Here is a 20,895-nt window from a genome sequence, read left to right as displayed (position 1 = left end):
GATTAGAGCTCCACACTACGATGAGACAGCAGACGAGAAAATGCACTTTGAGACTGGCTTAAACTCTGATATTCACCTTTCTCAATCAATAACCCATTTTCCATTACCCAAATCTGATCATATGTCAGTGTTTCTTCTAACAAGTGAGTAACCAGTAATGTGGTTTGCTGATAAGAGGCTTGATTTAAAGCCATCATCACACGTTGTTCGCTATGGGCATCAAGACTGGCGGCGGGTTCGTCTAATAACAGTAATTGGCAGGGATTTAATAACGCTCGTGCTACGGCGATACGCTGAGCTTGCCCGACAGACAGACGAGCAGCATTGTCCCCAATTACCGTATTGATTCCGTCTGGCAGATTGCGGACAAACTCATTGACATAAGCTCTTTCCATCACATCATGGATTTGTTCCTGCGTGGCATCATATTGACCAAGCCGAATATTATCGAGCACAGTTTGTTCTGGTAAATGTGGATTTTGTCCAACCCAACTCAGACATTCGCGCCATTTAGTGAGATTGAGTTCGTGTAGCTCAATGCCATTGATTATGAGGGAGCCACGATAAGGCAGAAAACCCAGCAGTACATTGATCAATGAGCTTTTACCTGCACCACTTTTTCCGACCAAGGCAATTCTCTGGTGTTTATCCATCGTAAAATTCAACGGGCCGGCAAGGTGATGACCATCGTGGGACAGTATTTCCAGCTCACGGGCTTCAATAACGACGGGTTCTTTATCTGTTAGTGTTTTTTCGCCACTGGTTGCGGCTTGTTCTCCATCACTACTAAGCAGAGTGAAAAGCGATTCTGCTGCTCCGACTGCCTGCGCTTTTGCATGATAAAACGTACCTAGGTCACGTAGGGGTTGGAAAAATTCAGGAGCAAGGATTAAGGCGAGGAAGCCGGCAAACAACGTAACTCCCATTCCGTAGCTGCCAAAGTGTAATTCTCCCAAATAGGAAAAACCAAAATAGACGGCAACAACGGCAATGGAAACTGCGGCAAAGAACTCCAATACAGCTGAAGACAGGAATGCCATGCGCAGTACTTCCATCGTTCTGTGACGGAAATTCTCTGTTGACTCTGCGATCTGCTTAACTTCGGCTTCCCCTCGATGGAACAGGCGCAACGTTTCCAGACCTCGTAAACGATCGAGGAAATTACCACTTAATCGGTTAAGGGCAACAAAATTACGTCGGTTGGCATCTGCGGCACCTAACCCTACCAACGCCATAAACAGAGGAATTAAGGGGGCAGTGACCAGCAAGATTAATCCTGCGGCCCAATTAATCGGAAATAGGGTAACCAGAATTAACATGGGGATTATGGTAGCAAGAACCATCTGAGGCAGATAACGGGAATAAAAATCCTGCATATCTTCGATTTGTTCCAGAATAATCGTTGCCCAGCTTCCCGCTGGCTTTCCTTTAACCCATACAGGCCCTAATTGCTCCAGTTTATCCAACACCATATTTCGGATTTGTTGGCGCACAACTTTGCCACAAATAAACCCGACACGTTCCCGAATAGCATTGACGATTGCCCGCAATGTGAAGGTGGCTGCTAGCATCAGAAACTGATTGATGAGATTTTCGCGGGGAACATTATCCATAATCAGGGCCTGGAGGATGGAAGCCAGGAGCCAGGCTTGAGAGATGATCAATAATCCACTGATTAGGCCGAGTAGCATGGATAGACGAAGCCACCGACGGGCAGGGGCACTTTGCTGTCTTAGCCATCGAACAAGTTCGGTTTGTCTTGTTTTGTCCATAAGAAAAACTTCTGATTAGCAGGTAGTGATACGGAATACCAAAACAAGCTTTATGTTGCTTGTTAAAAAGCGCTACCGAAATAGCGCTTCTAAGGAAAAATGGATTATTTGGTTGCCAACCCATCAAGGAAACGTTCTGCATCCAATGCCGCCATACAACCAGTACCTGCTGAAGTAATGGCCTGACGATACACGTGATCCATAACATCTCCAGCGGCAAAAATCCCGGGAATAGAGGTTTGGGTAGCATTGCCATGTAATCCGGATTGCACTTTGATGTATCCATTCTCAAGATTAAGCTGACCGTCAAAGATGCCTGTATTCGGGCTGTGGCCGATAGCAATGAAAACACCGGTTACATCCAGTTCTTCGGTATTGTCACTTTTCGTATCACGAATGCGGATACCTGTCACACCCATGTCGTCGCCCAGAACTTCGTCCAGAGTTCGATCGGTATGCAGGATGATATTGCCGTTCTTGACTTTTTCCATCAGGCGGTCAATCAAGATTTTCTCTGAACGGAAAGAGTCACGGCGGTGAATCAGATGAACTTCAGAAGCAATGTTTGCTAAATACAGAGCTTCCTCAACGGCAGTATTACCACCACCAACTACAGCAACTTTCTGTTTACGATAGAAAAACCCATCACATGTTGCACAAGCAGATACGCCACGACCTTTGAAATTTTCTTCGGAAGGCAATCCGAGGTAACGGGCAGATGCACCTGTCGCGATGATCAAAGCGTCACAGGTATATTCCTGATCATCTCCATATAAACGGAATGGCCTGTTTGAGAAATCCACTTTCTGAATATGGTCAGAAATGATTTCAGTTTGAAATTTTTCAGCATGTTGGAACATACGCTCCATCAAGCCTGGGCCAGTCAGCCCTTCAGGATCACCGGGCCAGTTTTCAACCTCAGTCGTGGTGGTCAATTGGCCGCCTTTTTCGATCCCAGTAATGAGAACAGGGTTTAAATTAGCGCGGGCTGCGTAAACAGCAGCGGTATAACCAGCAGGACCTGAGCCAAGAATGATAAGTTTACTGTGTTTGGCTGTGCTCATGAATACCTCATTTCCATTATCGCATGTTGCGGATTTAGGGATTGTAGGAGAAATAATAAGTTAAAAAAAGCGATTATCAGATAAAATATTCATGTTATTAACGATTTTACCGATAGATAGTAACTATGATGTAAGCGAAATGTAAGAAGAGATTATTCAACCTTCTGAATTGAACATCATTTATACGTTTAAGGCCTGAAATGAGTTATTAAAAGGATTTACTGAAAATTTGTTTGGTAGGTTGTTCTGATTTTTGCTCATTTACTTTGACAATCGGCTGTGCATTTGCGAAAACATCTGCGTAAGAGATAATTATCTACCTCGCTAATCAATTGTTTCTATAGAATAGACAAATTAGTGTGGGTGATTTTCTCATAGAATATAAAAATTGCCGTTAAGCTGCTTTCTAAAAGACACAGTGTTTTAGGAGATAATATTCTGGGAAATGGTGATTTGGTAGTCGTGTATGAGTCAGACGGTGATAAAAAATCGTATTCCGGGATATTGCAGTAGGCCTTAAACCTTGGTTATAGATTGAGCTTTAGCCTTTGAAGACATCTTTTCCAGCTCAGTTGCTTGAAAGAGATAGGGAAAAGTTATGGGTGTAGGAATATAAAGAGAGAGCAATAAGATGATTGATAATAAGAAGCGTCCGGGAAAAGATCTTGATCGTATAGATCGTAATATCCTTAACGAGTTGCAAAAAGACGGCCGTATTTCTAACGTGGAGTTATCCAAGCGAGTTGGTTTATCACCAACGCCTTGTCTGGAGCGTGTACGTCGCTTGGAGCGTCAGGGCTTTATCTCTGGCTACACAGCTTTGCTGAATCCTCATTATCTGGATGCATCATTGCTGGTATTCGTTGAAATTACACTTAACCGTGGTGCAGCAGATGTATTTGAACAATTCAATACTGCGGTCCAGAAACTGGAAGAAATCCAGGAATGTCATTTAGTTTCTGGTGATTTTGACTACTTGCTGAAAACACGCGTGCCAGATATGTCCGCATATCGTAAATTGCTCGGCGAAACTCTGTTGCGTCTTCCAGGTGTTAACGATACTCGTACTTATGTTGTTATGGAAGAAGTGAAACAGAGTAACCGTCTGGTGATTAAGACTCGTTAAGCTTTTACCTAATTTAATGAGGTACAGATGCAAAACAGGAAAAACTTAGGTACACTCCTGTTTATGTATACAGTTTCAACGCTGAGTTACCCTCAGCGTTGTTCCGTTTAATCAACATGAAAACCTGGAGAGTCTTTCTTGAACCAGGAATATACAGAAGACAAACGTGTTAAGTTAAAAAAAATAAGCAGTAGCCGCCGGCTTTTAGAAGCTATCCTGTTGGTTATTGCCATTTGTGCTGTGTACTTAATGATAGCGCTTGTCAGCTTCAACCCATCCGATCCTAGCTGGTCACAAACGTCATGGCATGAACCCGTTCATAATTGGGGCGGCAGCGTTGGTGCCTGGTTATCAGACATACTATTCTCGGCATTTGGTATTCTTGCCTATGCAGTCCCACCGTTAATGTTTTTAGGGTGTTGGAATGCTTTCCGTCAGAAAGATAGGCAAGAGTACGTAGATTTCTTCACACTCGCACTGCGCGTCATTGGTGTTTTAGCTCTGATATTGACTTCATGTGGCTTGGCCGCGCTCAATATTGACGATTTAAATGATTTTGCCGCTGGTGGCGTTATCGGCAACTTATTTAGCAATGCAATTCTGCCTTGGTTCAATGTCCTTGGAGCAACGTTGGCGCTGCTTGGCATTTGGGCTGTTGGCTTTACCCTATTTACAGGCTGGTCATGGCTCGCGATTGCGGAAAAAATTGGTGAAGTCATTCTGAATTCAATTAGTTTTGTGGTAAACCGTGGCCGTAATGATGCGGAATATTACGATGATGAATTGGAAAATAAAGTCGTTTCTGAACGTTCCGCCAGTGAACAAGAAAGGGCTGAGCACGTCGATAAAAGTGACATAATTAAGACAGCCGTTACGACTGAAGCAGTGGATGAAGATGATGTATTGCTGATGGCGCCAACAATCGTTGAATTAGCGAATACGGACTCAACCTCACCGGTTGATTCAATCCCTCCTGTTATGGAGCCTTCTGAAACGCTTCGGGAAAATAACTCACCTGAACCTATTGATGTAGAATCTGCTACCGTCATTTCAGCAAAAGAAGTAGTGTTCTCAGAAATGGCTGACAATTCACTTCACAGTGAACCGTCTCTACAACTGGCTACGCAGTCAGCAGAGGAACAGGAGCCTGTTCGTTATTCATTTGAATTGCCAGCAGATTATCAATTGGATGCAGAATCAGAATCTGGCTCTCTTTCGCAAACTCACAATGAAAATATCAATCTGAAAAATACAGCGGCAGATATAACAAGCTCTGCGGTTGTAACGAGAAACCCACAGGTCAAACAGGGAATTGGCCCTGAAATGCCTCGCCCTAATCCGGTCAGAATACCTACACGCCGGGAACTGTATGGCATTAAAGTGCCTTCTCATCGTTTGGCAGAGCATCTGCAAAGAGAAGAAAAAGAAAGGCAAAATGAACTGATTGCGGAAGCTGACGAGCAGCAAATGGATGAGCAACAGCAAAACATGCTGCGTCAGCAATTCCTTGAACAACAACGTGAACGTTATGGTTCAGATTTTGAAGCGGAAAGCAAAGATCAGCAACAAGCTGCGTCAGTCCATGAACAACCTAAATATGAACAACCCAGAGTAGCGGCATTTACGGAAAATAATCCGCAAAATAGTGTAGATGAAAGTATAGATGAACAGGCTGCGCAGGAAGAAGCGTTACGGCTTGCATTTGAGCAGCAGCAACGTGAGCGTTATCAAATGAGCCAGCCCGTTGAATCTGCATTTATGCTAACAGAAACCCCAACTCATCAGTCTCAGGAGAAAAAAATAGCTCCGGCTCTTGCTTCTCATGAATTGAAAACTGAACATACTCTTGCGCAGCAACCGCAGCAACCGCAGCAACCGCAGCAACCGCAGCAACCGCAGCAACCGCAGCAACCGCAGCAACCGCAGCAACCGCAGCAACCGCAGCAACCGCAGCAACCGCAGCAACCGCAGCAACCGCAGCAACCGCAGCAAGATAGCCTGTTCCATCCGTTTTTGATACGCAATGATCAACCGTTGCCGAAACCGACGACGCCAATGCCTTCTCTGGATCTTCTGGCAAAACCGCCAGCGGAAGAAGAGCCGGTTGATATGTTTGCTCTTGAACAAATCTCTCGTTTGATTGAAGCGCGTTTGAATGATTATCGCGTCAAAGCGGACGTTGTTGGGTTTTCTCCCGGCCCTGTCATTACACGATTTGAACTGGATCTGGCACCCGGAGTTAAAGCTTCCCGTATTTCTAACTTATCGCGTGACCTTGCCCGTTCACTTTCAGCGGTAGCCGTTCGTATTGTTGAAGTGATTCCGGGAAAACCTTATGTTGGTTTGGAACTACCTAATAAGAAACGACAAACAGTTTACCTGCGGGAAGTGTTGGATTGCGAGAAATTCCGTGATAACCCATCACCATTGACTATCGTTCTTGGGAAAGATATTGCAGGGCAGCCGGTTGTGGCTGATCTGGGCAAAATGCCTCACTTGCTGGTTGCAGGGACAACCGGATCGGGTAAATCGGTAGGGGTCAACGCTATGATCCTCAGTATCCTGTATAAAGCGAAACCAGAAGATGTTCGCTTTATCATGATCGATCCTAAAATGCTTGAGTTATCGGTTTATGAAGGTATTCCACATTTGTTGACCGAAGTTGTCACCGATATGAAAGATGCCGCCAATGCGTTGCGTTGGTGTGTGAATGAGATGGAACGACGCTACAAACTGATGTCAGCTTTGGGGGTACGTAATCTCGCCGGCTATAACGACAAAATCAAGCAGGCGGAAAATATGGGGCGTCCAATCCCTGATCCATTCTGGAAACCGGGTGATAGTATGGATGTTGCGCATCCTGTGCTGAAAAAAGAGCCTTATATTGTTGTGATGGTTGATGAATTTGCCGATTTAATGATGACAGTAGGGAAAAAGGTGGAAGAATTAATTGCGCGTTTGGCCCAGAAAGCACGTGCAGCAGGCATCCACTTAGTATTGGCAACACAGCGCCCCTCTGTTGATATTATCACTGGATTGATTAAGGCAAATATTCCGACACGTATTGCATTTACCGTGTCCAGTAAAATCGATTCCCGTACCATTCTTGATCAAGGTGGTGCAGAATCATTGCTTGGCATGGGGGATATGCTTTATCTGGCACCAAACTCTTCCATTCCTGTGCGTGTTCATGGTGCATTTGTACGCGATCAAGAAGTTCACGAAGTGGTTAATGACTGGAAAGCCCGTGGTCGCCCTCAATATATTGATAGCATTATCAAAGGGGGAGAAGACGGTGAAGGTGGTTTAGGGTTTGATAGCGATGAAGAACTCGATCCCTTATTTGATCAAGCAGTTGAGTTTGTAATTGAAAAACGCCGGGTTTCCATTTCGGGTGTGCAACGCCAATTCCGCATCGGATATAACCGGGCAGCCCGGATTGTTGAACAAATGGAAGCACAACAGATTGTTAGTGCGCCTGGTCATAATGGCAATCGTGAAGTTTTGGCGCCTCCACCGCACGAACATTAATCACAGTTGTAAAATATAACGTGGTATCGGCCATTAAAGCCGGGAATAAATACGAATTGAAGGTATCTCGCACATGAAAAAACTGATGTTAATTGGTTGTCTGATGATGGGTGTGAGCGTGGGTTCTGCATGGGCTGATGCGACGCAGGATCTGCAAGGGCGTTTGGGAAAGGTAAATAGTTTTCATGCCAGCTTTACTCAAACAGTTACGAGTAATGATGGCTCAACGATCCAAAAAGGAGAAGGTGAACTTTGGATCAAACGTCCTAATTTGTTTAACTGGCATATGACGTCACCTGATGAAAGCGTTTTGGTTTCTGATGGCAATACCTTGTGGTTTTATAATCCCTTTGTTGAACAGGTGACAGCGAACTGGTTAAAAGATGCAACGGGAAATACACCATTTATGTTAATTGCGCGTAATGACCCCGCTGATTGGAAACAGTACAAAGTTGTGCAAAGTAATAATAATTTTGAACTGACTCCCACTAACGCCAATGGTAATCTAAAACATTTTTCGATTACCGTGACCCCAGAGGGGACAATTCAGAAGTTCACAGCGGTTGAACAGGACGGGCAAAAAAGCGCTTATCAATTGAAAGGGCAGCAAAACACCAATGTAGATGCGGCGAAATTTAAATTTACCGTACCAGAAGGTGTCACGCTGGATGATCAACGCCAGTGAGGTTTAAGTGAACAATCTTTCACTCGACTTTTCACAAAATGAATTTCAGCCACTGGCCGCAAGAATGCGGCCAGTCACATTAGATCATTATATTGGTCAGCAACATTTGTTGGCAGAAGGAAAACCTTTGCCAAGGGCAATTCGAGCTGGCCATCTCCATTCTATGATTTTATGGGGCCCGCCAGGAACAGGAAAAACAACACTGGCTGAAATTATCGGGTACTATGCACAAGCTGATATTGAACGTATTTCAGCAGTGACCTCCGGTATTAAAGAAATTCGTGAATCTATAGAAAAAGCACGTCAAAATCGTAATGCAGGGCGCAGAACTATCTTATTCGTTGATGAAGTTCACCGATTTAATAAAAGCCAACAGGATGCGTTTTTGCCGCATATTGAAGATGGCACGATCACATTTATTGGCGCTACGACTGAAAACCCTTCATTCGAATTAAATTCAGCTTTGTTGTCACGGGCTCGTGTTTACTTATTGAAGTCACTTTCAACGGCAGAAATTGAGCAAGTACTGATACAGGCGATGAACGACAAAGAGCGTGGCATTGGCGGGCGACATATTATATTGCCGGATAATACCCGCCAGATGATAGCAGAGCTTGTTGCAGGAGATGCCCGCCGTTCACTGAACTTACTGGAAATGATGTCAGATATGGCAGAAGCAAATTCACAGGGGCAGAGAATTCTGACACCGGAATTGCTGAACGAGGTCAGTGGGGAGCGGAGTGCGCGCTTTGATAATAAAGGTGATCGATTTTACGATTTAATTTCTGCCTTGCATAAGTCAGTCCGTGGTTCAGCGCCTGATGCCGCGCTTTATTGGTATGCCCGAATTATTACCGCAGGTGGTGATCCACTTTATGTTGCCCGCCGATTATTGGCGATCGCTTCTGAAGATGTAGGGAATGCTGATCCACGCGGAATGCAGGTCGCCATTGCTGCATGGGATTGCTTCACCCGTGTGGGAGCGGCAGAAGGAGAACGAGCGATAGCACAGGCAATTGTTTATCTCGCGTGTGCACCAAAAAGTAATGCGGTTTATACCGCATTCAAGGCAGCAATGGCGGATGCGCGAGACAAACCTGATTATGATGTACCGGCCCATTTGCGTAATGCGCCGACGAAGTTAATGAAAGAGATGGGGTTTGGTGAAGCATACCGTTATGCCCATGATGAAACGAATGCTTATGCTGCCGGTGAAGTTTATTTCCCACCGGAAATGCAGCAAATACGCTACTATTACCCGACAACCAGAGGGCTGGAAGGTAAGATTGGAGAGAAGTTAAACTGGTTAATGGAACAGGATAAAAATAGCCTGATAAAACGCTATCGTTAATCTCTTTGATACGGTAAGGTTTATATCCAACAGATTTCATCACGTTTTCTTAATAACAATTTTTTCAATAATAATTTTCTCAATAACAACAAGCACAGGACTAGCATGCTCGATCCAAATATACTGCGTAATGAGCTAGACGCAGTCGCCGAAAAACTGGCTCGCAGGGGTTATACCCTTGATGTGGAGATGCTGCGCAAATTAGAAGAGCGCCGCAAAGTTTTACAAGTTGAAACTGAAACCCTGCAAGCAGAACGTAATTCCCGATCGAAGTCTATTGGTGCAGCGAAAGCCCGTGGTGAAGATATTGAACCACTGCGCCAGGAAGTGAATCAATTGGGAGAAAAACTGGATTCAGCAAAAGCTGAACTGGAAGCGTTGCAGGCTGAGATCCGTACTCTTGCATTAAGCATGCCGAATATCCCGGATGATTCTTCTCCTGACGGAAAAGATGACAGTGACAATCTGGAAATAAGTCGTTGGGGTGAGCCTCGTCAATATGACTTTGAAATCAAAGATCATGTATCACTGGGTGAATTGACTGGCGGTCTTGATTTTGCTGCTGCGGTAAAATTAACGGGTTCACGCTTTGTCGTAATGAAAGGCCAGCTTGCCCGTCTGCATCGTGCTATCGCACAGTTCATGCTGGATCTGCATACTGAGCAGCATGGCTATCTGGAAACTTATGTTCCTTACTTAGTTAACCACGATTCCTTATATGGTACGGGTCAATTGCCTAAGTTTGGCGAAGATCTGTTCCACACCAGACCGCTGGAAGAAGAATCTGGCAGTAACTATGCGTTGATCCCAACGGCTGAAGTCCCTGTTACAAATTTGGTTCGTGATGAAATTCTGGATGAAAGCGAATTACCACTGAAAATGACAGCACATACACCTTGCTTCCGTTCTGAAGCGGGTTCTTATGGTCGTGATACCCGTGGTCTTATTCGCATGCACCAATTTGATAAAGTTGAATTGGTTCAGATTGTTCATCCTGAAAAATCCATGGATGCACTGGAAGAGTTGACAGGGCATGCCGAAAAAGTATTGCAGTTGCTGAACTTGCCTTACCGCAAGATGTTGCTGTGTACGGGGGATATGGGAGCGAGCTCAAGAAAGACTTACGATCTGGAAGTTTGGTTGCCGGCGCAAAATACTTACCGCGAAATCTCATCTTGCTCTAATATGTGGGATTTTCAGGCTCGTCGTATGCAGGCGCGTTTCCGCGGTAAAGATGACAAGAAAACCCAGTTGGTGCATACACTGAATGGTTCTGGTCTGGCGGTAGGTCGTACACTGGTTGCGGTGATGGAAAACTATCAACAGGCAGATGGCCGTATTGAAATCCCAGAAGTGTTGCGTCCTTATATGAATGGACTGGAATACATTGGTTAATACCATGTATTCTTTAATAAAAGAGCGCCGAATATTGGCGCTTTTTTATGAGTAAGCTCCTAATGAAATAGGATCTAAATATCATGGCCTTATTTTTAAAATTCCATTTACTTCTCTTCAGGTTTAATTAATTCACAGCTTGTTCGAGGGGTTCTTCTTTTTTGTAAAAAACACGACGATAAGAGGAATAAGAGGTTGCCATATACAGCGGTGTTGTTAGCAACATTCCTAAACATAGAGGAAGTGCAGAAATAAATATCAAAAGATACATAAAAATTAAAAATAGTATTACTCCTAAAATATTTTTCGATATAGCATTGAAACTGATTGAAAGGGCTTTTCCTACGTTGAAATTTTTAAGGATAATCAGTGCAGGAGCAAACCAAGAACATGCAGTAGATAAAAACAGGGAAATTAGGGTAATCATCAGGGATAAAAATGATAATTCTGAATCATTATAGGTTATGATGGAGTCATAATTAATGTATGAATAGAGATCATCAAAAACAGATTGATAGAGATTGCCACCATCGATTAGTGTAATAAGCAGGGAGCTTATTATTGTTATTCCACAAATGATTAAACCAACGACAAGCAGGTCACCACATTTATATTTAAATCCATCAAAAAAACGTCCTAACTCGAATTTACCACAAATTCTTTGTTTTTCACAAATGGCTATAATGCCAGCGACAAATAAAGGCTCCAATAAATTAGGGAGAATAAAACCAAAATAAGGGATAAATATCAGGCCTAATTGGATGATTCCATAGATAATTCCCATTACTATCCACATACCAAGTTTAGGTGTTATAAAATCCCACGCATCACCTATCCAACCGATGGCTGCACTTACATTAATTGTCTGTCCATTGGGAATAAATATACTGTTATCATTAGTAGCATTATTAGGTGTGTTTTCCAAATTTTGACCAATATTAGGGTTATCCATTACTTTTTAATTTCCTGATTATTAATACTTTTTATCTGATTACACACTGTGTTAAGTGATAATAAAAAAGCGCTTTTTTTAGCGCTTTTTACATGTGGATATCGATGGGTAAAAATTTAAACGATTAAACTTGATTTTGTTTCTTTTTCTTCTGGAGTATAAAAGATACTACGATAGGTTGTATAATAAGTTATCATGAACGTAGGGATTGTCACAAGCAGACCCAATAGTAATGGAAGCGCGGAAACAAACATCAGGATGCCCATCAACAAGAAAAAGAGAAAACCACCAAATAGGTTTTTCCTTACTGCACTAAGACTCATTGAAACTGCTTCGCCAAATTTTAAATCATTAATGATGATCAGAGCAGGGGCAAACCAGATAAATGCGAGGGCAACTATTATGAAAATGTATAGAATAATAATTGCTAATAGAAAAGTAGAAAGGCCACCTATTAATAGTGCTGGATCTGGGTCTTGCCCTGATAAAATCAATTGAAATATACTTGCACCGCCAACAATCATAGCAGCAATAAAGCCAAGCAGATATATGCCAAAATAAAGTGCACCAACAGCAACTAATGAACCCAACTTATTTTTAAATCCGTAGAAAATTGACTCTATGTCAAAATCGCCTGTTGTTCTTTGTTTCTCACTTGCAGCGATGAAGCCTGCAACGAATACTGGACCAAATAGCGCAGTAAAGATACCGACTAAAGGAATGAACTGAGCTATTATCAGAATAACTATGTAAATTAAAGTCATCAACATCCATTTCAGTGGACTTCCTTTAAACATCTCCCATGCGTTACCAATCCACTCTGTTGCTGCTCCAGCTCCTACTGCTTGACCACCAGGAATGAATGTGCTTTTTTCTTTGCTCAGGGAAACGTTGTTTTCTCCTGAATTCAAATTAATCTCTTGATTATCCATTTTTTTTCCGATTTATCTTATTGAATGGCTATTGTCGAATTGGTTTTTCTCTATTTCCATCCCGCCAACACAAATTGTTAGAAAAAACAGCAGAATTATCATATAAAAATTATTAATCAACAAGTATTAATTGTCATTCTTATCAGTGGATTAATGGCAGTTTTATCAGTGTTACTGAGTAAATTGAAGCGTTTTTTATCGCTTATGACAACATGATTTTAGTTAAACTAACTTATTCATATAGATGTAAAGCAAATAAATTTATCTTTAATATCAAAAATTGAATTTATTTAGATTAAAATTTTTACTCAATGCCTGGTTTAAGGCCGTATGTTATTCATATCCTGTGGTTAATGTTTTACCATTATTTGGATGGTATTTTTCTATGAATTTTATTAAATATTAATTAGTTATAGTTCATTGATGTAATTAAAAAAATATGAAAGCGCAATCTTTTTATTTGGGTAATATCAGGCTGAGTACAGCCTGATATTACTATAACTAGTTGGAATTAATAAATGGGATGAATTTATCATTATTCAGCCTTTATGTTTTGGATAAATACGTTATATCAACCAGTTAGGGTCTTAAATCAAAAGTAACTAATACACCTTTGTGGTCACTAGGCCAAACACCTTTAGGCTGTTTAAACTTGTCTTGAGAGGTTTCTTGAACACGTTTGCTTTTCACAATACTACCGGAAGGGCCAATGATAACGGCATCTTGAACTGCTAATCGTGGATCATTGTGGAAAAAAATGAAATCAATCCGATCGCGTTCATCTGCTTTTGGGGCCCATATAAGCTTTTTGATATCAACATATATATTATTTGCTGGCCAGGTAAAGCCTGGATAAGCGACTGGATCGGGATTATTTTATTCGATAAGTATCAAGATAGCCTGAATTAGTTAATAATTTACTACTCGTCCAAGGAACCACAGCTCCGTTATGGTCGAAAAGATTTTTCGTTTCCTCTGACCAATCCATCCAAGAAGGTTCATTAAAATCACCAACCAATATAATCAAATGATTATTGTTGATTTCATTTTGAGCATCATTTATAAATAATTTAATCGAGTTTGGACGTTGGGATTGATTATTTTCTCTCAATATATCGTTAATATCAGTATCTGGGCCATTGGCTAACTCTTTCCAAGTATTACCATCATAACCTCTGGGAAGGTAATAGGCAGCGTTTTTATAATCTAAATGACCTGAGTAAAAATCTATGTAAGTGTTATTTATTTTAATTAATGCTTTAGTAAATCTGTCAAAATTACTATGTTTGATTATAGGGTAACGGGAAAGAATACTGGCATCATTTGTTGATTTGTAAGAGTAATATTTTATTCCTTTGTCATTAAGCGTTTTTACTAAGCGTTTAGTAAAATCAATATTATTATAATTTTTCACTTCACTAAGCGCTATAAGGTCCGCGTTAGTAGAAATGATAGCATTTATGATACCTTCATAACCACCTTTAACGATAATACCCTCTAGCCAAATATTTAATGTGAAAATTTTTAATATAATTTTATTGTCTTTACCATTGGTATAAATTTGGATGTTATTGCTTTTAGGTTTTTCATCAAGGTTTATCAATGTATTATTATTACTTCCGTATGCCGGTTTATTTAGTTTTAATGTTGTCTCATTAGCTTGTATATTTAATGAAGTTAATAATATACATACGCTAAATAAAGAAAAAATGAAGCTTTTCATCATAATACCCTCGTAGTAACAACGGAATATTGTGACAATATTGCTGAAATTAAATAGTTATTCAATATTATTGGTAGAAAATATAAGATCAGATTTGAGGTGTTCAGATAACTATTTAGAATAAAACTGGCCGCAATTATTTGATGCCAGTTTTTGATTAGAAGAGGGATAAATCTAGTAGATCACATGATGCCCATAACGACTCAAAATTTCTTTTACCCTATCCATTGTCTCTTTTGATGGAGGCTTGACACCTTCTAGTTTATATTCTTCGCCCATTGCAATCCATTTATGTTTACCAAGTTCGTGATAAGGTAATAATTCAATTTTCTCAATGTTTTTCATATCTTTGGTAAATTCACCAAGCAGATGAACTGATTGATCATCATCCGACCAACCGGGGACGACGACATAGCGAATCCAAACTTTTTGATGACGTTTTGCCAGATAACGGGCAAACTCGAGAGTCCGGTGATTAGAAACTCCGACTAATTTTTGGTGAATGTTATCGTCAATCTGTTTTAAATCCAGCATAACCAGATCGGTATCGTCCAGCAGTTCATCGATCACCGGATCATAACGGCGAACAAAACCATTGGTATCCAGGCAGGTGTGAATGCCTTCTGCATGGCAAGCCCTGAACCAGTCGCGGACAAACTCAGCCTGAAGAATGGCTTCACCACCAGAAGCTGTAACGCCACCACCAGAAGCATTCATAAAATGACGGTAAGTCGTTGCTTCTTTTATTAATTCTTCAACTGTCACGATTTTTCCGCCATGGGTATCCCAAGTATCGCGGTTGTGGCAATAGAGGCACCGCATCAGGCAGCCTTGGAAAAACGCGATAAAACGGATACCGGGGCCATCAACGGTTCCGCAAGATTCAAAAGAGTGGATACGACCAAGTACGGACATGAAAGGATTTCTCCAAATACTGACAAGCTGATAAAGGCCCCAATTGTGGAGGGGCCTTTAGTGTATGTCATTTTATTTCATCAGAAAATAATGACATTTTTGATGTTGCTATTCTGATTATTTACATTGATTGAGTAAATGTACGGGTAATCACATCTCGTTGCTGTTCTTTAGTCAGCGAATTGAAACGTACTGCATAACCGGATACGCGAATAGTCAACTGAGGATATTTTTCAGGATTTTCCATTGCATCCAATAACATTTCACGATTCATCACGTTGACATTCAGATGCTGACCGCCTTCGATATCTGCTTCGTGATGGAAATAGCCATCCATTAAGCCCGCCAGATTTGCTTTGCGGACATCATCATCTTTACCTAACGCATTCGGTACGATGGAGAAGGTATATGAAATACCATCTTTAGCATAGGCAAATGGTAGTTTAGCAACGGAGGTCAGTGAAGCAACTGCGCCTTTTTGGTCACGTCCGTGCATTGGGTTAGCACCTGGTCCAAATGGTGCACCGGCACGACGTCCATCAGGGGTATTACCTGTTTTCTTGCCATAAACAACGTTTGAAGTAATGGTCAGTACAGACTGGGTTGGAACTGCATTGCGGTATGTTTGCAGTTTCTGGATTTTTTTCATGAAGCGTTCAACCAGATCACAAGCGATATCATCGACACGAGGATCGTTGTTACCGAATTGTGGATATTCACCTTCGATGTTGAAATCAGTTGCCAAACCATCTTCATCACGGATTGGGGAAACTTTCGCATACTTAATTGCAGACAGTGAATCAGCCGCCACGGACAGACCCGCGATACCACACGCCATGGTACGGAACACATCACGATCATGCAGTGCCATTAATGAAGCTTCATAGCTGTATTTATCGTGCATGTAGTGGATGATGTTCAGGGCAGTGACATACTGTTTTGCCAACCAATCCATGAAGTGATCCATGCGATCCATCACTTTGTCATAATCAAGCACTGCGTCTTTCATGGGCTCTTCTTTCGGGCCAACCTGCATTTTCAGTTTTTCATCCACGCCGCCATTGATGGCATACAACATGGTTTTTGCAAGGTTTGCACGGGCACCGAAGAACTGCATTTGTTTACCAACGATCATTGGGCTGACGCAGCATGCGATAGCATAGTCATCGCTGTTGAAGTCAGGACGCATTAAATCATCGTTTTCATATTGCAGGGATGAAGTATCAATAGAAACTTTTGCTGCGAATTTTTTGAAGCTAATCGGCAGTTTTTCAGACCACAGAATGGTCATGTTAGGCTCTGGGGATGGCCCCATGGTGTACAGTGTGTTCAGGAAACGGAAGCTGTTTTTGGTTACAAGAGTACGGCCGTCTAAACCCATACCTGCCAGTGATTCAGTTGCCCAGATTGGGTCACCGGAGAACAGTTCATCGTATTCCGGAGTACGCAGGAAACGCACCATGCGCAGTTTCATGACCAGATGATCGATCAGCTCTTGAGCCTGCTCTTCAGTCAGTTTACCCGCGTTAATATCGCGTTCGATGTAGATATCCAAGAAGCTGGAAACACGACCGAAGGACATTGCTGCGCCGTTCTGAGATTTAACGGCTGCCAGATAGGCAAAATAAGTCCATTGTACCGCTTCTTTGGCATTAGTGGCCGGGTTGGAGATATCGTAGCCATATTTAGCTGCCATCTCTTTCATTTGGCCAAGAGCACGGTGCTGTTCAGAAATTTCTTCGCGCAGGCGGATAGTCGGTTCCAGATCTTCGCCGTTTTCCAGTTTTTCCTGTAGGGAAGTGAACTGGGCATATTTTTCATCACGCAGGAAGTCAATACCGTATAGCGCAACACGACGATAATCACCGATGATGCGTCCACGGCCATAAGCATCAGGCAGGCCAGTCAATACACCAGATTTACGGCATTTCAGGATATCAGGTGTATAAACATCGAATACCCCCTGATTGTGGGTTTTACGATATTCAGTGAAAATCTGTTTCAGTTTTGGATCCAGTTCGCGGTTATAGGCTTTGCAAGAACTCTCAACCATTTTAATGCCGCCAAATGGAATAATGGCACGTTTCAGAGGAGCTTCAGTTTGCAGCCCAACAATTTGTTCCAGATCTTTTGCAATATAACCAGCATCATGAGAGGTAATGGTAGACGCAACATTAGTATCAAAATCTACCGGTGCATGAGTACGGTTTTCGATTTTGATACCTTCCATGACTTTTTCCCACAAAATATCTGTCTCTTTTGTGGCGCCTGCAAGGAATGATTCATCACCTTCATACGGAGTATAGTTTTTCTGGATGAAGTCACGAACGTTGACTTTATTTTGCCAGCTACCCTCGTTAAAGCCTTGCCATGCTACAGAAAATTTTTCATTTAACTCAGACATGATACTTCTACCTTTTAACAGTGGAAATTTTAATAAATCTGGCGTGGAGGCGCAGTTAATGCTTTTTGCCGCCACGTAAATAAATAAACCAATAAGTCAACCCAACTAATACAGCACCACCAATAATGTTACCTATCGTTACAGGGATCAGATTATCGGTAATAAAGTTCGAAATGGTGAGTTGAGGAAACTGTTCGGGGGTTGCTCCCACTTTCACCCAGAATTCATCTGGCGCGAAGTTTCTGATGACGATCCCGAACGGAATTAAAAACATATTAGCGATACTGTGTTCAAAGCCGCTGGCAACAAACATCCCAATCGGGAGTATCAACGCGAATAATTTATCGGTCAAACTGCGTCCGGCATAGCTGAGCCAAACTGCAAGGCAGACCATCAAATTGGCTAAAATACCCAAACATACCGCTTCAATAAAGGTATGGTGCATTTTATGATCTGCTGTCTGTAATACATTCAGCCCCCAGGCACCATTGGCAACGGCATACTGGCCTGAGAACCAAACTAGGGCCACAAAAAATAACGCGCCAATCAGATTACCGATATAAACATTAATCCAGTTTTTGAACATCTGTGACCACGTAATGCGCCCTGTTGCTTTTGAAATGCTCGTCAGTACCGTAGAAGTGAAAAGATCAACACCACATATAACCACCAGCATTAAGCCAAGGGAAAAGCAGATCCCTCCCGTCAATTTTGCCAATCCATAAGGAATGGATGAGGTTCCTGTTGTTGCCGTAATATAAAAAACAAAAGCAATGGAGATAAACACACCTGCCATGATTGCCGATAAGTACGTCACTGCGGGGTGTTTATTGACTTTATATACACCACTATCATCAGCGATTCGTGCCATTACAGCAGGTGGAAATAAATTAAAAGGGTTGTCAGTTTTCATCCTAACACTCTCTTTATCCTTAAATAATTGTAGCACGCAATGATAGTAACAAATGGACATTGACCTGAATTTGATATGGATCATATTAGCCAGAAAGTTTGGTGAACTATGGCCGTCAAAATGCAGTGTTATTATTTTAACATTTTGATTATAAAGAAAAAATATTTTTTAAAATTTATAAAAATATTTTATATGAAAGGTTTTGGAGGTTTCGGCTGGGAAAGTAAAATAACAGGTTAAATTGTCATTTATTTGTTGTTTTAAAATAAATTATATTTAACCTGAATTTTACTTTTTATGGTTAATAAACTTTAATGTAACAGTTTAATTATTTCGCCCAAAACTCACGCTTAGCTTTTTGCAGTTTTTCATAAGCATTCAATAATGCCTGATGTGCGGGCAATGCTTTTAACTCTGAATCAACAGACCATAAACCGTGGAAACAGTTCTCTCCAGCAATAGCAGCGGAAGCAGCATCAACCGTATCTTGCCCATACATCTTAACGAATGCTTGATAATACTGTGCTGGTTCGCGATCTTCTTCCTGAGTCAATAGCAACAGTGTTTGCAGGCAGCGATAGTAATTAGCTCTCTCAGCGGTAAAGACAGAGGCATTGAAATCCTGTGTCCATTCAACCCAGATCAGGGCTTGTTCCGGATCGTTACCAGCCAGTGCCAGCATAGATTTCAATTCACCGATACGCAGATTGCTCCAGCCGTTATCTTTACCCGCAGCGATACCCAATAATTCACGAACGCGGGTGAAATCATCCAGTCCTTCATCGTCCAATCGTTCGAGAAAGGCAAGATACTCTTCCGGCTGCCACTGGCTCTCCGGTAACGTCAGGATCGTGTCACGCAGATGTGTACCCATCGTGTTATTGGCAATGTGTAAATCTTCAACCGGATAAATATCTGACATGCCAGGAACCAGAATACGACATGCGTAAACGCCAAGATGTTCATAATCTGCAATGTAGACTTCAGCATCCAGCGTATTGAAGATTCCCATCAGAGTGGCAAATTCTTCCTCTGTCGTGCCACTGAAACTCCAGTCAGCAAATTCATAATCGGCATCCTGCTTGAAAAGATCCCAACTGATTGCACCGCTCGAATCAATAAAGTGAGTTTCCAGATTAGTATGCTCAGAGACTTCTTCATCATCAAAACTTGGTGGAGTAAAGACATCCAGATCTTTCAGGCTGCGCCCTTGCAGCAGCTCTGTAACAGTGCGTTCCAGTGCAACGCCAAAATCAGGATGAGCACCAAAGGATGCGAAGCAAGTACCATTATTCGGATTGAACAACACAACACAAATTACAGGGAATTGACCACCGAGTGAGGCATCGTAGCAATAAAGCGGGAAGCCTTCTTCCTGCAATTTGTTGACTGCTTCAACTACGGCAGGATAGCGGTTCATAACATCCTGTGGAATTTCAGGCAAGCTGATGCGTTCTGCGATAATACGGTTTTTCACATAACGTTCGAACACTTCGGACAACCCCTGAACGCGGGCTTCGTTCATGGTATTTCCAGCGGACATGCCATTTGAAACATACAGATTTCCGACAATGTTCATCGGAATATAAATAGCCTGGTTATCTGATTGGCGCGTAAATGGTAGGGCACAGATACCACGCTCTTCATTACCCGATTGTAGATCAACCAATTGGCTTGCACAGAGCGCATTATCTGGATCGTAAAAACGATGCAGACGCTCATCTAAAATCCCTTCTGGCAGAGAGTCATCTTCCGGCAGAGGGAACCATTTTTCAGTCGGATAATGAACAAATTCGCCTTTGGCAACAGTATCGCCAAGGTAAAAATCAGCAAAGAAATAGTTTGTCGATAGACGCTCGAAATATTCTCCCAATGCAGAAGCCAATGCTGCTTTTTTGCTGGCTCCTTTACCATTGGTAAAGCACAGAGGGCAGTCACGATCGCGGATATGTACTGACCAGACATTTGGTACAGGATTCAGCCATGAGGCTTCTTCAATATTAAAACCGAGCGATTCCAGCTTATGCTGGAAACGATTAATGGAGTCTTCCAATGCGGCATCTTTGCCTGGGATATAGGTTTGCGTCATCGTGATTCACTTCAATTTATGCTAAAGACCGCATATCATACGG

General features: G+C 42.0%; 13 protein-coding genes and 2 pseudogenes. 6 read left to right on the top strand and 9 right to left on the bottom strand.

Annotation, left to right across the window (positions count from 1 at the left end):
• Positions 1–2 precede the first annotated feature (2 nt).
• Both cydD and trxB read right to left on the bottom strand, forming a co-directional pair.
• The gene (gene cydD, locus Xmir_RS11285; protein ID WP_099114346.1) at positions 3–1,772 is read right to left on the bottom strand and encodes a heme ABC transporter permease/ATP-binding protein CydD; all 1,770 of its coding nucleotides are present in this window, start codon (positions 1,770–1,772) and stop codon (positions 3–5) included.
• 104 nt (positions 1,773–1,876) lie between these two features.
• Positions 1,877–2,836, bottom strand: a complete 960-nt coding sequence (trxB, locus tag Xmir_RS11280) for a thioredoxin-disulfide reductase (protein WP_099114345.1) — start codon at positions 2,834–2,836, stop codon at positions 1,877–1,879.
• Positions 2,837–3,467: 631 nt separating this feature from the next.
• Between trxB and lrp the strand changes: the two genes are divergently transcribed.
• The 6 genes and pseudogenes from lrp to serS all read left to right on the top strand — a co-directional run bounded on the left by lrp (position 3,468) and on the right by serS (position 10,924).
• The gene (gene lrp, locus Xmir_RS11275; protein ID WP_004256338.1) at positions 3,468–3,962 is read left to right on the top strand and encodes a leucine-responsive transcriptional regulator Lrp; all 495 of its coding nucleotides are present in this window, start codon (positions 3,468–3,470) and stop codon (positions 3,960–3,962) included.
• 249 nt (positions 3,963–4,211) lie between these two features.
• Positions 4,212–4,613: pseudogene (locus Xmir_RS34015) on the top strand (DNA translocase FtsK 4TM domain-containing protein); the annotation flags it as partial.
• Between the two features lie 486 nt (positions 4,614–5,099).
• Positions 5,100–7,493 (top strand): annotated as a pseudogene (locus Xmir_RS11270) (DNA translocase FtsK); the annotation flags it as partial.
• A gap of 73 nt (positions 7,494–7,566) precedes the next feature.
• A complete protein-coding gene (gene lolA / locus Xmir_RS11265) occupies positions 7,567–8,178 on the top strand; it encodes an outer membrane lipoprotein periplasmic chaperone LolA (RefSeq protein WP_099114343.1) in 612 nt (203 codons plus the stop codon).
• A gap of 7 nt (positions 8,179–8,185) precedes the next feature.
• The gene (locus Xmir_RS11260) at positions 8,186–9,529 is read left to right on the top strand and encodes a replication-associated recombination protein A (RefSeq protein WP_099114342.1); all 1,344 of its coding nucleotides are present in this window, start codon (positions 8,186–8,188) and stop codon (positions 9,527–9,529) included.
• Positions 9,530–9,634: 105 nt separating this feature from the next.
• Positions 9,635–10,924: a serine--tRNA ligase gene (serS, locus tag Xmir_RS11255; protein WP_099114341.1), complete on the top strand. Its 1,290-nt coding sequence runs from the start codon at positions 9,635–9,637 to the stop codon at positions 10,922–10,924.
• 127 nt (positions 10,925–11,051) lie between these two features.
• Here the strand turns inward: serS and Xmir_RS11250 are convergent, their stop codons facing one another.
• The 7 genes from Xmir_RS11250 to ycaO all read right to left on the bottom strand — a co-directional run bounded on the left by Xmir_RS11250 (position 11,052) and on the right by ycaO (position 20,852).
• The gene (locus tag Xmir_RS11250; protein WP_099114340.1) at positions 11,052–11,876 is read right to left on the bottom strand and encodes a BPSS1780 family membrane protein; all 825 of its coding nucleotides are present in this window, start codon (positions 11,874–11,876) and stop codon (positions 11,052–11,054) included.
• A 116-nt stretch (positions 11,877–11,992) separates the two neighbouring features.
• Complete coding sequence (locus Xmir_RS11245) at positions 11,993–12,808, bottom strand: BPSS1780 family membrane protein (RefSeq protein WP_099114339.1); 816 nt, start codon at positions 12,806–12,808, stop codon at positions 11,993–11,995.
• Positions 12,809–13,679: 871 nt separating this feature from the next.
• On the bottom strand, positions 13,680–14,534 hold the full coding sequence (locus Xmir_RS11240; protein ID WP_208620422.1) for an endonuclease/exonuclease/phosphatase family protein: 855 nt from the start codon (positions 14,532–14,534) through the stop codon (positions 13,680–13,682).
• A 171-nt stretch (positions 14,535–14,705) separates the two neighbouring features.
• Positions 14,706–15,446 carry a pyruvate formate lyase 1-activating protein gene (gene pflA / locus Xmir_RS11235; RefSeq protein WP_099114337.1) on the bottom strand — a complete coding sequence of 247 codons (741 nt, stop codon included), beginning with the start codon at positions 15,444–15,446 and terminating at the stop codon, positions 14,706–14,708.
• Positions 15,447–15,567: 121 nt separating this feature from the next.
• A complete protein-coding gene (gene pflB, locus Xmir_RS11230) occupies positions 15,568–17,850 on the bottom strand; it encodes a formate C-acetyltransferase (RefSeq protein WP_099114336.1) in 2,283 nt (760 codons plus the stop codon).
• 55 nt (positions 17,851–17,905) lie between these two features.
• Entirely contained in the window at positions 17,906–18,763 is an 858-nt protein-coding gene (focA, locus tag Xmir_RS11225) for a formate transporter FocA (protein WP_099114335.1), read from the bottom strand.
• 328 nt (positions 18,764–19,091) lie between these two features.
• Positions 19,092–20,852 (bottom strand): 30S ribosomal protein S12 methylthiotransferase accessory factor YcaO, encoded by a 1,761-nt coding sequence (gene ycaO / locus Xmir_RS11220; RefSeq protein ID WP_099114334.1) that lies wholly within the window; start codon positions 20,850–20,852, stop codon positions 19,092–19,094.
• Positions 20,853–20,895: the final 43 nt, after the last annotated feature.

This window comes from Xenorhabdus miraniensis (assembly GCF_002632615.1).
This window is presented reverse-complemented; position numbering and strand designations above follow the sequence as displayed.

Excerpts from the sequence above, each read along its gene's own strand:
- cydD (WP_099114346.1), bottom strand. The coding sequence starts at position 1,772 with ATGGACAAAACAAGACAAACCGAACTTGTTCGATGGCTAAGACAGCAA.
- trxB (WP_099114345.1), bottom strand. The coding sequence starts at position 2,836 with ATGAGCACAGCCAAACACAGTAAACTTATCATTCTTGGCTCAGGTCCT.
- lrp (WP_004256338.1), top strand. The coding sequence starts at position 3,468 with ATGATTGATAATAAGAAGCGTCCGGGAAAAGATCTTGATCGTATAGAT.
- lolA (WP_099114343.1), top strand. The coding sequence starts at position 7,567 with ATGAAAAAACTGATGTTAATTGGTTGTCTGATGATGGGTGTGAGCGTG.
- serS (WP_099114341.1), top strand. The coding sequence starts at position 9,635 with ATGCTCGATCCAAATATACTGCGTAATGAGCTAGACGCAGTCGCCGAA.
- Xmir_RS11250 (WP_099114340.1), bottom strand. The coding sequence starts at position 11,876 with ATGGATAACCCTAATATTGGTCAAAATTTGGAAAACACACCTAATAAT.
- Xmir_RS11245 (WP_099114339.1), bottom strand. The coding sequence starts at position 12,808 with ATGGATAATCAAGAGATTAATTTGAATTCAGGAGAAAACAACGTTTCC.
- Xmir_RS11240 (WP_208620422.1), bottom strand. The coding sequence starts at position 14,534 with ATGATGAAAAGCTTCATTTTTTCTTTATTTAGCGTATGTATATTATTA.
- pflA (WP_099114337.1), bottom strand. The coding sequence starts at position 15,446 with ATGTCCGTACTTGGTCGTATCCACTCTTTTGAATCTTGCGGAACCGTT.
- pflB (WP_099114336.1), bottom strand. The coding sequence starts at position 17,850 with ATGTCTGAGTTAAATGAAAAATTTTCTGTAGCATGGCAAGGCTTTAAC.
- focA (WP_099114335.1), bottom strand. The coding sequence starts at position 18,763 with ATGAAAACTGACAACCCTTTTAATTTATTTCCACCTGCTGTAATGGCA.
- ycaO (WP_099114334.1), bottom strand. The coding sequence starts at position 20,852 with ATGACGCAAACCTATATCCCAGGCAAAGATGCCGCATTGGAAGACTCC.